Origin of the sequence: Streptomyces sp. NPDC048370 (assembly GCF_043200825.1) — a bacterium.
GTDB lineage: Bacteria > Actinomycetota > Actinomycetes > Streptomycetales > Streptomycetaceae > Streptomyces.
On the sequence record NZ_JBICYI010000014.1, the window covers coordinates 203,663 to 218,482 of the forward strand.

A 14,820-nucleotide genomic window follows, 5' to 3' on the forward strand; every position below is an offset into this window, starting at 1 on the left:
CCGAGTCGACAGCCGAAGGCCCCTTGCTTTTGTTGGGTCCCTACATAGCCACCTGGCAGCGATGTGTGGCTCCCGCGGTACCGGGCGTGATCCGCGGCCGGAGCCCGGGGCGGCTCGAGGCTCGCCGGTACGGTGGCCGTCAGGCGCCCCACCGTACCGGCTCGCCAGAGATTCGCGGCCGCGGATCAGCCGCCGCAGCGGAAGCGGGCGTTCCCCCAGTCCGCGTGGTCGTTGCCGTTGCCGTCGCCGCCGTCCCCGGCCACCAGCTCGACGTAGGAGGCCCCGGTGACGTCGGCGGTGAGCGACCAGGCCGGGTCCGTCGCCTTCAGGACCGGTGAGGCGACCTTCTCCGTACCGTCGGCGAGGACGCTGAACCTGACCGTGCCCCGGGAGGTCTGGACGTCGTCCACGCCCACCTCGGCGGTGAAGGAGGTGCACTTCCCGCCCAGGTAGTAGCGGACCTTGGCCGGGGCGTGGGTGCCCAGGCCCTTCTCGTACGTCACTCCCCCGATCCTGAGCGGGGAGCCGTCGCCCGTGCCCGTCTCGCCGTTGGAGCCGTCGCGTTCGACCGGCCCCCAGCCGTTGGTGGCCGAGGTCCAGTCCAGGTCGCTCGCCCAGCTGTCGGTGGTGGGCGGCGGGGGCAGCGTGCGGACCGTGGTGGTGGCGGTCAGCTTCCGGGCCTCTCCCCCGACGGTGTACGTGAGCGTCGAGCCGAGGGCGTACGGCTGGTAGGCGGCGTCCACCGGGGGTGTCACCTGCCAGGTGGCGGTCGCCTTGGCACCGGCCGCGACCGTACCGAGCGCGACGGGGGCGGCCGGCTCGGCGGTCCAGCCCTCGGGCAGTTCGAGCGCGGCCGACGCACCGGCGACGGCGCTCGTCTCGTCGTTGGCGAAGGTGGCCGTGACCTGGTGCGGGCGGCCCGGCTCCAGGGTCTCGGGCGCGGCGAGCGCGAGCGTGCCGCAGGCGGCCTTCTCGGGTGCGGGGCCGAGGTCGGTGACGGTGAAGGCGTCGAGGACGAAGTCGGCGCCTTCGGGGGCGTCGGCGCGCTTGCGCAGTCCGGTCCAGGTGTCGCCGCAGCCCGCCGTCACGGTCTCGGAGAAGTGCCCGGTGGTCCGCTGCTGACCTATGGGCGTCCTGCGCGTCTCCACCGAGGTCCCGTCCGTGCGGTCGTAGCCGGTGACCCACTCGTAGGCGCCCGCGTGGCTGGACTGGTGGTCGTACGCGATCCGGTAGCTGTGCCCGTCCTTCATGGGGACGGTCCAGGGCGCGGTGCGGTAGACCAGGCCGCTGTTCTCGTCGTGGGACTTCAGCGACTCGGCGCCGCCGATGACGTCGTCGATCAGCTTTCCGTTCCAGCCGGACCGGGTGTACGGGGCGTGGAGCTGGGCGATGTGGGTGCGGGGGTCGGTCGTGCCTCCGGAGTCGCCCTTGAGGAAGGGGCCCCAGCCCTGGTCGACGGCCTCGAAGTCCTCGTACGCGAGCGCGCCGGCCCGGGTGGCGGGGTCGTTCGCGACGATCCGGACGTCGTCGATCCGGACGGTGGCCGTGGAGCCGCTCGCGGCCTGGATCCCGAGGGTGGTGGAGCCGCCGCGGGGCGCGGTGAAGGTGACCTTGGCGCGCTGGAAGCGGGTGCCGTTCCAGTCGGATGCGGCGACCCGGTCCTCGACGGCCGAGCGTTCCACGGTGACCGAGCGCCCGCCGACGGCGAGCGTGGTCGGTCGGGTCCTGCCCGGCTCGACCTCGATCAGGGCGGAGGCGGTGTAGCGCGCGCCGGGGGTGAGCCCGGTGAGGGCCTGCCGTACGGACGCGGCGGCGGAGCCGGTGAGCGCGGCGCTGTTACGGCCCTGGTCGTCGGTGTCGCGGGCGACCGCGCCGCTCTTCGACCAGGCCCGGAGCCGCGCGTCGTTGAAGCCGGGGTCGTCGACCGGGGTGCCCTCGCCCCAGCGCGGGTCGCGGGGTTCGGGGGCGCGGTCGGGGTGGAGGACGTAGGGCTGTCCTGCGACGGCGTCGAGGGTGACGCTGCCGCCGCTCGGCCGTACCGTCCCGGTCTTCACGCGGCCGTTGTCGGTGAGCTTGTACACGCTGTACGAGCCGGCGCCCCGGGGCACCGCCCAACTCGTCCTCCCGCCGGCCTTGTTGTAGTGGTACAGCTTCTTCCCGCCGTCCCAGGGCAGGAGGTAGTTCTCGCCGTCGAGGACCTTGCGGCCGTCCTCGTAGAACGTGCGGCGGCCGTCCTCGACGGTGCCGCGCACGCCTCCGGTGAAGGTGAGGTCGTTGCCGTTCCAGCGGGTGATCCTCTGCTGCTGGAGGTACTTGGCGGGCAGGTTCTTCTGCCAGATGTTGGCGTAGAAGTGGTTCCAGTCGGTCTCGCCGGTCCAGCCCTCGAAGTCCTCCAGGGCGGTCTGGCCGAGGACCGGGTGGTTGTTCCAGACGTCCTTCTCGCCGTTGCGGATGAAGCGGACGATCTGGGAGTTGAGGCCCTTGTTGGTGGCGCCGCCGTAGTTCAGGTCGTTGGCCCAGTGGGACCAGAGCGAGTCCCGCTCGAACTTCTCCGACCACTCGGTGGCGACGTTCCAGCCCTGCGCCCGCACGGCCTGCATCGTCTTGTCGGCGATCCAGCCGTGCGTGTAGTAGACGTCGATGTAGAGCATCGAAAGGTTCGGGTCGGTCTCGTCGCGGAGCTGTTGGAAGCGGCGGGCGAGGTCGCCGCTGTTGATGTCCCTGCGCTGGTCGATGTAGTAGCTCTGGTTGAGCCAGTTCCAGCCGGGCTTGGTCCTGTCGACGAGCGTCTCGCTGAAGTTCTTCGCCTCGGGGTACGACTCGGTGGCATTGACGTGGACGCCGAAGCCCGCGCCCCACTTCCTGCCCTCCTTGAGGAGGGTGTTGAGGTCGGCGAGGCCGCCGGCGCGCTTGTTGTAGTTGCCGCCGTAGTCGGGGTGCGCGGAGTCGTGGCCCTCGGAGCCGTACCCCTTGAGCAGGGCGAACTGGCCCAGTCCATCGGTGGCGAGGGAGATCCGCTTGACGTCGTCGAGGGTGCGCAGGAAGGGGTGGGTGGCGTTGGAGGCGAAGTTGAAGGGGATGTGGGCGATCACCCGGTCCGGGGTCCCGTCGCTGCCCGGGGCCTTGATCCCGATGGCGGGGAAGGCGAGCGCGCCGTCCTGCCAGTCCGTCTTCCCGTCGCCGTTGGCGTCGGGGGTGACGACGACCTTGGCCCAGGGGAGGTTCGCGCCACTCTCGGGGGCGGGGGCGCCCGCGCCCCGGTAGGTCCACTGTCCCGACCAGACGCCGACGCGGGTCTCTGTGCCGGTCCTGCGGGCCTGGTGCCAGAAGCGGGCGCCGTCGCGGGCGCTCTGGCCCGAGGGCTTGTCGTACGAGGAGTTGGACTCGACGGCCGCGGCGAGGGAGCCGGTGTTGACCAGGGCGTAGCTCGCGCCCGTGGGCGCCGCCTCCGCAGGGGTCGCGTCGGTGATGTCGGCGAAGACGTCGGCGGTACGGGTGGAGTCGGGGTCGAGCTTGGTGAAGGCGGTCTCGGCGCCGGCGTCCGACGAGCCGACGGAGACCAGGTCGTGGCCGGGTATGTCGATCGTGCCGACGCGGAAGGCCTCGGTGTCGCGGACGGCGGTCACCTGGAAGGTGGTGGCCCGGCCTCCGACGCTGAGGCGGGCGTCGATCTCGACGCCGGGCAGGTCCGGGAACGCCAGGGTGTACGCGGCGGAGGAGGCGGTCAGGACGGGGGCGCCGGTGGTGCGGACGGCGTGGGCGGTGCCGTTCAGGACGACCTCGGTGACCGGGGCCGTACTGCCGAGGAGGCGGGCGCCGGTGGCGCGGTCCGTGTACGAGAGGACGCGCGGGAAGTCCTGGGCGACGGCGACGGAGAGCCGGTCGGAGCGGATGAGGGTCGTGGCGTCCGCCGCACTCTCCTCCTGCGCGAGGGCAGGTCCGGACAGGGCGAACACGGCGGACGAAGCGGCGGCGAGCGCGCAGGCGGCACGGATTCTTCGCGACTTGGGGAGGGGCATGGGCACTAGTTGGGCCTGCTCCACCGGCACCGTCAACGAGATCGCGGCCCGGGGGCTCCGGCAGTCCAAGAACCCCCTCCGGTTAGTCCAAGCGGGTGGACATCGAGCAGAGATGTTGAATGTTGAACGGAATAGGGCTATGGTCGTTCTCGTTGAAGGTTCAACGAACTGGAACTCCGTCCCCCCAAGGAGCACGTCATGGGCATCTTCGGCCGCAAGAACACCGACACCGCCACCGCTGTCGCCACCCTCCCCGTCGACCCCGCGCTGGCCGCGCTGACCGGCCAGTACACGATCGACCCGGCGCACAGCAGCATCGGCTTCACCGTCCGTCACGCGATGGTCACCAACGTGCGCGGCTCCTTCGCCGAGCACGAGGGCTCGCTGAACCTGGACGGCTCGAACCCGGGCGCCTCCTCCGCCTCGATCGACGTCAAGATCGCCTCGATCGACACCGGCATCGGCGACCGTGACGGCCACCTGCGCAGCGGCGACTTCTTCGACGCCGAGCAGTTCCCGCTGATGACCTTCCGCTCGACGCAGGCGGAGCAGCTGGGCGGGGACAAGTACCGCGTGACCGGCGACCTCACGATCAAGGACGTGACGAAGCCGCTCTCCATCGACCTGGAGTTCAACGGCACCGCCACGGACCCGTACGGCAACGAGCGCGTCGGCTTCGAGGGCTCGGCCGAGATCCTCCGCTCCGACTGGGGCCTGACGTGGAACGCGGCGCTGGAGACCGGTGGTGTGATGGTCAGCGACAAGGTGAAGCTGAACTTCGACATCTCCGCGATCAAGGCCGCCGCCTGAGCCTGAGCCTCCTGAGCCCTCGGGGGTGACCGCCCCCGCGGCCCTGGCGCCCAGCGCCCCTCGGGCCCCCACGTACACGAGCGCGCCCGCCTCTCCGTTCCGACGGAGGGCGGGCGCTCGGCGTTCCGGCGGAGCCGGGGGCGTTGTCAGTGGTGGACGTTAGCGTCGGGGGCATGGAATTCCGTATCGACAGCAGCGAGTTGACCGACGCCGTGGGCTGGGCCGCCCGGGTCCTCCCCGCGCGGTCCCCCGTGCCCGTGCTCGGTGGGCTGCTCCTGGAGGCGAGAGACGGGCGGCTGCGGGTCTCCGGGCTCGACTACGAGGCGTCGGCGCGCATCGAGGTCGAGGCGGAGACGGCACGGGAGGGTCGGGCGCTGGTGCTGGGACGGCGGCTGCTCGACATCTGCAAGGTGCTGCCCAAGGGGACGGTGGAGTGCGCGATCGAGGGGGCGCGGCTCTCGGTGACGGGCGGGGACGCCCGGTTCGGGCTCTCGCTGCTGCCGTTGGACGACTATCCGGCGCAGCCGGGGCTGCCCGCCTTCCGCGGCGTGGTGGACGCGGAGGCGTTCGCGGCGGCGGTCGGGCAGGTGGCGGTGGCGGCCGGTCGGGACGACTCGCTGCCGGTCCTGACGGGGATACGGCTCGCCCTGGACGGCACGACGATGACGTTGGCCGCGACCGACCGGTACCGCTACGCGGTACGGACGCTGGAGTGGAAGCCGGAGGGCGGGGACGGGAGCGCTCCGGACGACGGGGCGGACGTCGTCGTACCCGCGCGACGGCTGACCGAGATCGCGCGCTCGCTGACCTCTGCAGGGCCGGTCCGGCTCGCCCTGGACGGCGGCTCGATCGGCTTCGAGAGCGAGGGCACTCGGACGACGACCCGGCTCCTGGACGGCCGACTCCCCCGCCACGACAAGCTGTTCTCGCTCGGCGAGCACGCCGTCGCGGTGACCGGGCGGGCCCCGCTGGTCGAGGCCGTGAAGCGGGTCGCGGTAGTCGCCGAGGGCGACAGCCCGGTCCAGCTCGCCTTCACCGGGGACGCCGTCCACCTTCAGGCCGGGTACGAGGACGATGTGGCGTCCCAGCGGCTGCCGGCGGCCCTGGAGGGGACGGAGGCGATGACGGTCGCGTTCAACCCGGGGTATCTGCTGGACGCGCTCGGCTCCTTCGGCACCGACTCGGTCCGCTTCCATCTGCTCGGGCCGGGCCAGCGCGCCCTGATCACGGACCGCGCGGACGGGGTCCACCAGCACCTGCTGATGTCGGTGAAGCCCCTGGTGTGACCCCGGCTCTCTGCGAGCCCTGGTGATGCCCACGCCCAAGTGGCGCCCCACCAGTGGTGGACGTCTCCGCGCAGGCCCAGGCTGTCGTACGCAGTGCCCGCCCCGATCACGCGGCGGCGGGCGGAGCCACACGGCGTCGTCCCGGTCGGGACGGGAGGGGGCGTCAGAGAGACGGGATCACATGGCCGAACAGGGCATCAGAACAGGCTGCCTGCCGTTCGCTCGCGGGAGCGGCAGGTCGGTACGGATGCGGGCCCGGCGCCCCTACGCACGGAGACGCTCCCGGCGGTCGCCCACCGGAGTGGCACTCGTCGCGGCCGGTCTGGCATTCCTCGGCGCGGTCGCTCCGACGCCGAGCACGGCCGAGTCACCACCCCTCACCGGACCCCGTCCCAGCGGTCCGGCGCGGTTCGTGCCCGGTCCCTGCCCGGAGGCGCCCGAAGAGATCCCCGGGCGGTGCGGGGTCCTGGAGGTGCCCGAGAACCGGCAACACCGCGGTGGACGGACCATCATCAAGCTGGCCGTCGCCATCATTCCGGCCACGTCGACGAAACCGGCCGAGGATCCGGTGGTGTTCATGGAGGGGGGTCCCGGCGGCGACGCGATCGGGGCCATCCCCTTCCTGATCGATTCCGGCGTGAACCGGGATCGCGACCTGATCGTCATGACCCAGCGCGGCGGACCCTACTCGGAGCCGTACCTCGCCTGCCCTGAGATCGACCGGTTCAACGCGAGCGCCGTCGGGCTGCCCTACGACGCGCCCTCGACCGGACGGCTCCTGGTACGAGCGGCGAAGGAGTGCCGGGACCGCCTGACGGCCGACGGAGTGCGGCTGAGCAGCTACAACACCACCGAGAACGCCGCCGACTTCGCCGACCTGCGCAAGGCGCTCGGCATCGAGAAGTGGAACGTCTACGGCTACTCCTACGGCACCGACCTGGCCCTCACGTACCTGCGCCGGCACCCCGACGGGATCCGCACGGTGACCATCGACTCGGTCGTGCCGCCACAGATCGTGAGCCTGCCGTGGGCCTGGGACAGTGCCCAGGAGGGGATCAACACGATCTTCGCGGCGTGCGAGGCCCAGCCGAGCTGCAAGAGCCGCTACCCGAACCTCTCCCGCACGCTCACGGAGCAGGTCCGGCGCCTTGAGGCGAACCCCCTGACGCCGACGGTGCAGCCGCCCGGGGGCGGCAGCCCGGTGAAGGTCGTCCTCGACGGGGGCGCGCTGGTGAACCTGCTGGTCGCCAACGGCGGCGCCCTGCCGGCCGCCGTGGTCCCCGCGGCGCTCGACGAACTCGCCCGAGGCAATCCGGAACGCCTGGCGCAGGCACAGGCCGCCGGCGCGGGGACGCCCGCCGTCCCCCAGGCCTACGGTCTGACGCATTCGGTGGTGTGCGCCGAGTGGGCGCCGGGCTTCACGAAGTCCGACGTCCTGGAGGCGGGGCGCCGGGCCTTCCCCGGGTGGCCGGACACCGTCCTTGCCCATGCGCCGCAGCTGCCCTTCCAGTACGACCTGTGCCGCGTCTGGAACGTCCCCGACCGCACCGCGATCCAGCGGGTGACCACCTTCAGCAAGGTGCCGACGCTGATCATCTCCGGAACGTTCGACGCGAAGACGGGCGCGAGCTGGGGGCCGTACGCCGGCCGCACGCTCCCCCGCTCGACCGCCGTGCAGATTCCCGGGATCGGCCACTTCGTGGTCCCCCAGTCGCCGTGTTCGCAGAGCGTCCTGGCTTCCTTCCTCGCGCGTCCGACCTCTCCCGACACCGGGTGCGTGGCGGGACTCGCACCGGGTCCGTTCACCATCACCCCTGAACCGGAGAAAGCATGATGTCCCTCAGCCCACCCCGACACCGGCGCGCGTCGCGCCGGTTCCCGGCCACGCTGGCCGGAGCCACGGTCGGTGCCCTCGTCGTCGGCCTGGCCGCGATGCCCGCCCGAGCCGAGTCCGGCGACAGAGCGCCGATCGGCACGGTCGCCCGGACGGCGGGCGACGCCCGCTTCGAGCCCGGCCCCTGCCCGCGGACGGCGGATCCGATCCCCGATCTGGAGCGCGCCCGCTGCGGAACGCTCACCGTCCCCGAGAAGCGCTCCCACCGCAAGGGACGGAAGATCACCCTCGCGGTCGCGATCATCCCCGCGGCCACCAGCAGACCGGCACCCGACCCGATCGTGTGGCTCGCCGGCGGGCCAGGCGACGACGCGGTCTCCGAGATCCCGATGGCGGTCTCCGGGGGCCTGAACCGCGACCGCGACGTGATCTTCATGTCCCAGCGCGGGACCTACTCGGCCGACCCGGAGCTCACCTGCCCGAACGTCGACAAGTTCGTCGCGAACTCCCTCGATCTCGTCTTCGGCGCGCCGTCCACCGGACGCCTGCACGTCGAGGAGACGCGGAAGTGCCGCAAGCAGCTGGTGAGGCGCGGGGCCGACCTCAGCGCCTACAACGGCACCGAGAGTTCCGCCGACTACGACGGCCTGCGCAAGGCACTGGGCATCAGGCAGTGGAACGTGTTCGGCATCTCCTACGGCACCGACCTGGCGCTCCAGTACATGCGCCTGCACCCGAAGGGCATCCGGTCGGTGGGCATCGACGGCGTCCTGCCCCCGTCCCTGGCAGGCGGGGCCGTGACCTGGAAGGCCGCACGAGAAGGCTTCGACAGCATCTTCGAGACATGCGCGGAGCAGCTGGCCTGCAACACCCGCTATCCGAACCTCAAGGCCACCTTCGAGCGCCTCGTGGTCGAACTCGAAGCCCGACCGGTCACCACCAACGTCACGGTTCCGGGTCACCCGGAGCCGGTGAAGGTCACGCTGGACGGCGGTCTCCTGGTGAACTGGCTGACCTTCGCCAGCCATCTCGCGGCCGGAGTGCCCCGTTCCATCGACGAACTGGCACACGGCAACCCGCGGCGGATCGCCGAGCAGTACGCGGGCGGAAAGCTCAGCCCGCAGGCCATCGGGAGGGTCTCTCACGGACTCGTCTTCGGCGTCTTCTGCAGCGAGTGGACACCGTTCGAGAGCGAGGCCGACGTGATCCGGGCCGGACGGCGCGCGTTCCCGTCGTTCCCCCGCTCGGTGCTGGCCAACGCACCGCTGCTCAGCTGGATGCACGCGGACTGCAGGGCCTGGAACATTCCCGCGGCACCGCCCTCGATCCGGGAAGTGACCCGCAGCGACATCCCGACGTTCGTCCTGTCCGGAGGGTTCGACTCCCAGACCGCGCCCAGCAGCGGACCCTACGCCGCCCGCACGCTGAGCCGTTCCATCGCCGTCGAGGTCCCGTACGTCGCCCACGTGGTCTTCGCCGACTCGACGTGCGCGCAGACGATGACCGTCTCGTTCTTCGACCGTCCGAACGCGCCGGACACGAGCTGCCTCGCCGGTCTCCAGCCACCCCAGTTCGAGATCGCACCGTGAGGGTGAGGGGACTCTCGTAGCGCGGGGTGTCTAGAACCCTCCGCCTCCGAAGTCCCCTCCACCGCCTCCGAAGTCGCCGAAGCCGCCGCCACCGCCGCCGCCGAAGTCGCTCGACCCGAAGTCGCCGGAGTTGAAGTCCGCGCCGGAGACGTCGCCGCCCTGGAAGTCCCCGCCGCCGTACTCACCGGCGTAGGCCGGGGTGGCGAGCATCGAGCCGAGCATGGTGCCGACGAGGAGGCCGGGGAGCAGGCCGCCGCCGAAGTAGCCGCCGGCCCAGGGGCCGTACGCCGGTCCCGCCTCCCAGTACGGGCGGCGGCCGTCGTAGGTCTCGACCGTACGGGCCAGGGGCTCCTGCCCGTCGTCGAGGCGGGCGGCGTCGGCGGCGCACACCGGGACCTCGCGGGCGGCCCCGCCCGCCGGGGTCCAGGTCCTGTCCTGCAGAGAAGGACCGTGGCGCGGGTCGAAGAAGCAGGGCGGACGGCGCTCGGGCAGCGGCCGGGCCTCGCGGCGCGCGGCAAGGACGGCGAGCGAGTAGCGGCCGTCCTCCAGCGCCTCGGTCACGCCCCGGACGTCGTGCGGGTGCCTGGCCGAGCCCATCAGGGACTTGGCCTTGTCGTACGAGTCGAGGGAGCGCTCGTAGTCCCCGCGCATCGCGTCGTCGGCGCCGGGCTCGGCGGGGTGGAAGTCGAGGCGTTCGAGCTCCTCGCCGAAGGCCGTGATGTCCTCGTCGACGACGACCCGCAGCTTGTCGAGCGCCTCGCGCTCCTCGGCCTCCTTGCGGAGCCGGTTGCGGCGGACGATCGCGTACGCGCCCGCGCCGCCGGCCGCGACGACCGCGCCGAGCGTGATCAGACCGCCCACCGGGACGCCGTCGTCCGCGCCGACCGAACCCCAGGAGGCCGGGGCGTTCCCGCGGAGGCCCGGCAGGGCCTGGTCGACGAAGTTGTTCAGCTCGGTGGCCGCGTCGACCCCGGGCTGGCGCACCGAGGTGATCAGGTTGTCCACGGCGTCCGCGGACATCACCGTACGGTCGGCGGCCGCGTCGAACCCGTCGCCGAGCCGGACCCCGTACAGCCCTGTCACGCCGGTCTGGGTGCGTAGATTGCGCAGCAGGTTCTCGGGCGGGTACTCGCTGGTCGCGGGCAGCACGGCGATGAAGAGCGGCTTGTCCGCGTCCTTGATCTTCTGGGCGAGGGCATCCGCCTCGGCCGTCGAGAGCTGGTCACGCGCGCCCGGATCGACGTACACCGGCCCCTGCTTCAGGGCCGCGCCCGCGTCCGGAATCCCGGTGGTCCCGGCCCCCGCGGAGGGGGCCAGGACCAGGAGCAGCAGCAGCGCCAGCCCGGCGAGGGCCGACAGAAGGTGGAACGGCCTGGTCCTCATACCATCGAAACTACCCCGAAAGGGTGGTTACGAGACATCGAGGACTCTCCCGGCTTCCCGTCGGCCGGCTTCTCGTCGGGCGGCCTCTCCTCGGCGGCCTCTCCTCGGCGGCCTCTCCTCGGCGGCCTCTATTCGGCGGGGTCGATCCCCACCCGCAGCAGCCCGTACGTGAACGCGTCCTCCAGCGCCTGCCAGGACGCGGCGATCACGTTCTCCCCGACGCCGACCGTGGACCACTCGGCGTTGCCGTCGCTGGTGGTGATCAGGACGCGGGTCGTGGACTCCGTGCCGTGGCGGCCCTCCAGGATGCGGACCTTGTAGTCCACCAGCTCGAACTTGGCGAGCTGCGGGTAGATCCGCTCCAGACCGACCCGCATGGCCCGGTCCAGGGCGTTGACGGGACCGTTGCCCTCGGCGGTGGCCACGATCCGCTCGCCCTTGGCCCAGAGCTTCACGGTCGCCTCGTTGGCGTGGGTGCCGTCGGGCCGGTCCTCGACGATCGCGCGCCAGGACTCCGTACGGAAGTAGCGGCGGGCCCTGCCCTCCACCTCCTCGCGGAGCAGCAGCTCGAAGGAGGCGTCGGCGGCCTCGTAGGTGTAGCCCTGGAGCTCGCGCTCCTTGACGCGCGCGACGACGCGCGCGACCAGCGCGCGGTCGCCGCCGAGGTCGACGCCGAGCTCCTTGCCCTTCAGCTCGATCGAGGCGCGGCCGGCCATGTCGGAGACCAGCATCCGCATGGTGTTGCCGACGAGCTCGGGGTCGATGTGCTGGTAGAGGTCCGGGTCGACCTTGATCGCGGAGGCGTGCAGCCCCGCCTTGTGGGCGAAGGCCGAGACACCCACGTACGGCTGGTGGGTGGAGGGCGTGAGGTTGACGACCTCGGCGATGGCGTGCGAGATCCGGGTCATCTCGGCGAGCGCGCCCTGCGGCAGCACTCTCTTGTCGTACTTGAGCTCCAGGGCGGCGACCACCGGGAAGAGGTTGGCGTTGCCGACGCGCTCGCCGTAGCCGTTGGCGGTGCACTGGACGTGCGTGGCGCCCGCGTCGACGGCGGCGAGGGTGTTGGCGACGGCGCAGCCGGTGTCGTCCTGGGCGTGGATGCCGAGGCGGGCGCCGGTGTCGGCGATGACGGTGGCGACGACGGCCTGGACCTGGGCGGGGAGCATGCCGCCGTTGGTGTCGCAGAGGATCACGACGTCGGCGCCGGCCTCGGAGGCGGCGCGGACGACGTCCTTGGCGTACTGCGGGTTGGCCTTGTACCCGTCGAAGAAGTGCTCGCAGTCGACGAAGACGCGACGACCCTGGGAGCTGAGGTAGGAGACGGTGTCGCGGACCATCTCCAGGTTCTCGTCCAGGGTGGTGCGCAGGGCGAGCTCGACGTGCCGGTCGTGCGACTTGGCGACCAGGGTGATCACGGGGGCACCGGAGTCGAGGAGCGCCTTGACCTGCGGGTCGTCGGCGGCGCTGCCGCCGGCCCGACGGGTCGCGCCGAACGCGACGAGCTGCGCGTTCTTGAACGTGATCTCCTGCTGCGCGCGGGCGAAGAACTCCGTGTCACGCGGGTTGGCGCCGGGCCAGCCGCCCTCGATGAAGCCGACGCCGAAGTCGTCGAGGTGCCGCGCGATGGTCAGCTTGTCCGCGACGGTGAGGTTGATGCCTTCACGCTGCGCGCCGTCGCGCAGCGTCGTGTCGAAGACATGGAAGCTGTCGTCGAGGCGCGAGCTCTCGTCGGTCTCCGTGGTCATGGCTCTGATGGCTCCTGTCGGATGTGGCTCCGGAAGGTCTGGATCCACTTGCCCCCATTCTCACGCGCTGTCCGTTTCCGGCGATGGTGGGGCCGGAAAACGAAAAAACCCCTCGCGGGTGCGAGAGGTCTGCGCGCGGGTCTGGGGCACGGTGTCCACTGCCGCGGGGGTGGAGTCGCGGTTCAGTGGCCACTGCGGACCGGCGCGCTGCTGCCGATAATCATGGTGGTAGCGAGCACGCGGGCAGTCTGCCACATCTGTACGGGTGACGGGATCGCGGTCTCAGGATGCGGGCGGCGGTCGGGTGGTACGGGTCCCTGTATGAGCACTCACCCTCCTTCCGGCCCACCCTCCGGCCCACCGGCGGGACCACCTCCCGGGCCGCTCGGCCCGAGTTCGGGCGGCGGAAACATCCCCCCGGGCTCGGGCCGCGGCAGCATCCCCCCGGGTTCGGGCGGCGGCAGCGTCCCGCCCGGTTCGGGCGGCGGAAGCATCCCGCCGGGTCCCCCCGACGGCCCCGAACCCCCTCCCCCGGGCAGCCGACGCCGCCGCACGCTGGTGATCGCCGGAGCAGGCGTGGTCGTCGCCCTCGGCCTCGCGGTGGCGCTGGTCGCGATGTTGCAGGGCGGGGACGACGGCGGGTCGGGGGCGACCTCGTCCCCGTCGGCCACGGTGAACGAGGATGCCGCCCGCACCGAGGCGCACCGGCTCGCGGCCGCGGTGGCCTTGCGCCCTGAGGACTGGGGGTCCGGCTACAAACGGGCGGACCCGTACGAGACCGATCCGGCGTCCGAGTGGGAGGTGAGGAGCACCTGCGAGGGAGTCGCGCAGAGCAGCCGGTCGGGCACCCTGGCCGCGATCAGCCGCGCCGTCACGCACCCCGTGAGTGGCCTCATCAGCAGTACGGAGGTACGGGTGTTCGCGGACCCGGCGACGGCCGAGTCCTACCTGGACGACATCGAGAACGGCACACGGCGCTGCCCGGAGCAGCACAGCGACAAGACGCGGTGGGCCGGGGTGCGACAGGCCACGGCCCCTGAGGTGGCGGGGTACGACGAGATCGTCGCCGAGGACGGCAAGCAGGTCGCCGACGCCGACGGGAAGACGACGGACTACCCGTACGTGGTGTACACGGGCCGCTCCGGCGCCACCACTCTCGCCGTCATCGACTACGAGGGACCGGACGGCGTCCCGGCCCGGCTCGCCGAGCGCGCGGCGGGCGTCATGAAGAAGCTCCAGCAGCGGCTGGAGGCGGCCGAGCAGCAGTGACCCCGGCCCCGCCGACCCCGGGCCGAGCAGCCGGCCGTTACGGTCGCAGCAGTCGGCCGTCACGGTCGCAGCAGCAGGCCGTCCGCAACGAACTCCCTGACGTGGGCGATGACTTGTTCGCGACTCGTGCCCGGGATGCCGACCGCCACATGGACGCTGAAGCCGTCGAGCAGGGCGCGCATCCGGGTCGCGTACCGGTCGGGGTCGACGGGGCGGAACTCGCCGCGCGAGACGCCTTCGGCGATCAGCGCGACCAGGTCTCGGTGCCAGGCGCCCTCGATCGCGGCCTGGCGGGCGCGGGCGTCGTCGTCGGCGTTCTGGGACCGGTTCCAGACCTCCAGCCAGAGGGTCCAGTGGGGGTCGCGGGGCCCGTCCGGGACGTAGACGTCGATGTAGCCGTCGAGGCGCTCGCGGGCGCTCCCGGGACGGGAGAGCAGCGCGCTGCGCTCGGCGCCGAGGCGGCCCTCGCTCCACTCCAGGGTCTGCAGGAGCAGCTCGTCCTTGGTGCGGAAGTAGTAGAGCAGGTGCCCGCTGCTCATCCCTACCTCGCGCCCGAGCCCGGCCATGGTCAGCCCGTCGAGCCCGCGCTCGGCGATGGTGTCCATGGCGGCGGAGAGCAGCTCCTCGCGGGGAGGGGCGGTGTTGTTGCGGCGCCGGGGTCCGGCGGGGTTGATGCGGGTCACTCGTCTGTTCTACCTCACGCTCCCGCCGGGCTTTCGACCGAAGGTGGCCGGGGGGGGGGGGGGGGGGGGGGCCCCCCCCCCCCCCCCCCCCCCCCCGCCCGGGGCGGGGGGGGGGGGGGGGGGGGGGGCGGGGGGGGGCGCCCGGCGCCCCCGGGGATCGTAGGCTGGTGGGGTGACGGACCGGAGCGAGGACGTGGGCGTG

General features: G+C 72.2%; 9 protein-coding genes. 5 read left to right on the forward strand and 4 right to left on the reverse strand.

The window, feature by feature from the left end; all coding sequences use genetic code 11:
- Positions 1-185: 185 nt before the first annotated feature.
- Positions 186-4,019 carry an endo-alpha-N-acetylgalactosaminidase family protein gene (locus ACGFYP_RS27590; RefSeq protein ID WP_393498841.1) on the reverse strand — a complete coding sequence of 1,278 codons (3,834 nt, stop codon included), beginning with the start codon at positions 4,017-4,019 and terminating at the stop codon, positions 186-188.
- Between the two features lie 198 nt (positions 4,020-4,217).
- Between ACGFYP_RS27590 and ACGFYP_RS27595 the strand changes: the two genes are divergently transcribed.
- From ACGFYP_RS27595 to ACGFYP_RS27610, 4 genes are all read left to right on the forward strand, one after another.
- Positions 4,218-4,829, forward strand: a complete 612-nt coding sequence (locus ACGFYP_RS27595) for a YceI family protein (protein WP_393498845.1) — start codon at positions 4,218-4,220, stop codon at positions 4,827-4,829.
- A 173-nt stretch (positions 4,830-5,002) separates the two neighbouring features.
- Positions 5,003-6,115: a DNA polymerase III subunit beta gene (gene dnaN, locus ACGFYP_RS27600; RefSeq protein ID WP_393498848.1), complete on the forward strand. Its 1,113-nt coding sequence runs from the start codon at positions 5,003-5,005 to the stop codon at positions 6,113-6,115.
- A 412-nt stretch (positions 6,116-6,527) separates the two neighbouring features.
- Positions 6,528-7,949, forward strand: a complete 1,422-nt coding sequence (locus ACGFYP_RS27605; RefSeq protein WP_393498851.1) for an alpha/beta fold hydrolase — start codon at positions 6,528-6,530, stop codon at positions 7,947-7,949.
- Positions 7,946-9,538, forward strand: a complete 1,593-nt coding sequence (locus ACGFYP_RS27610; protein ID WP_393498854.1) for an alpha/beta fold hydrolase — start codon at positions 7,946-7,948, stop codon at positions 9,536-9,538. Before ACGFYP_RS27605 ends, ACGFYP_RS27610 begins: the two co-directional genes overlap by 4 nt.
- A 30-nt stretch (positions 9,539-9,568) precedes the next feature.
- On the opposite strand, the gene ACGFYP_RS27615 is transcribed toward ACGFYP_RS27610, so the two are convergent.
- Both ACGFYP_RS27615 and cimA read right to left on the reverse strand, forming a co-directional pair.
- On the reverse strand, positions 9,569-10,921 hold the full coding sequence (locus ACGFYP_RS27615; RefSeq protein ID WP_393498857.1) for a hypothetical protein: 1,353 nt from the start codon (positions 10,919-10,921) through the stop codon (positions 9,569-9,571).
- A 128-nt stretch (positions 10,922-11,049) separates the two neighbouring features.
- Complete coding sequence (gene cimA, locus ACGFYP_RS27620) at positions 11,050-12,666, reverse strand: citramalate synthase (protein ID WP_361959125.1); 1,617 nt, start codon at positions 12,664-12,666, stop codon at positions 11,050-11,052.
- Positions 12,667-13,242: 576 nt separating this feature from the next.
- Here cimA and ACGFYP_RS27625 point away from each other — a divergent pair.
- Complete coding sequence (locus ACGFYP_RS27625) at positions 13,243-13,935, forward strand: hypothetical protein (RefSeq protein ID WP_393498860.1); 693 nt, start codon at positions 13,243-13,245, stop codon at positions 13,933-13,935.
- A gap of 59 nt (positions 13,936-13,994) precedes the next feature.
- Here the strand turns inward: ACGFYP_RS27625 and ACGFYP_RS27630 are convergent, their stop codons facing one another.
- A complete protein-coding gene (locus ACGFYP_RS27630) occupies positions 13,995-14,555 on the reverse strand; it encodes a TetR/AcrR family transcriptional regulator (protein ID WP_361959288.1) in 561 nt (186 codons plus the stop codon).
- Positions 14,556-14,820 lie beyond the last annotated feature (265 nt).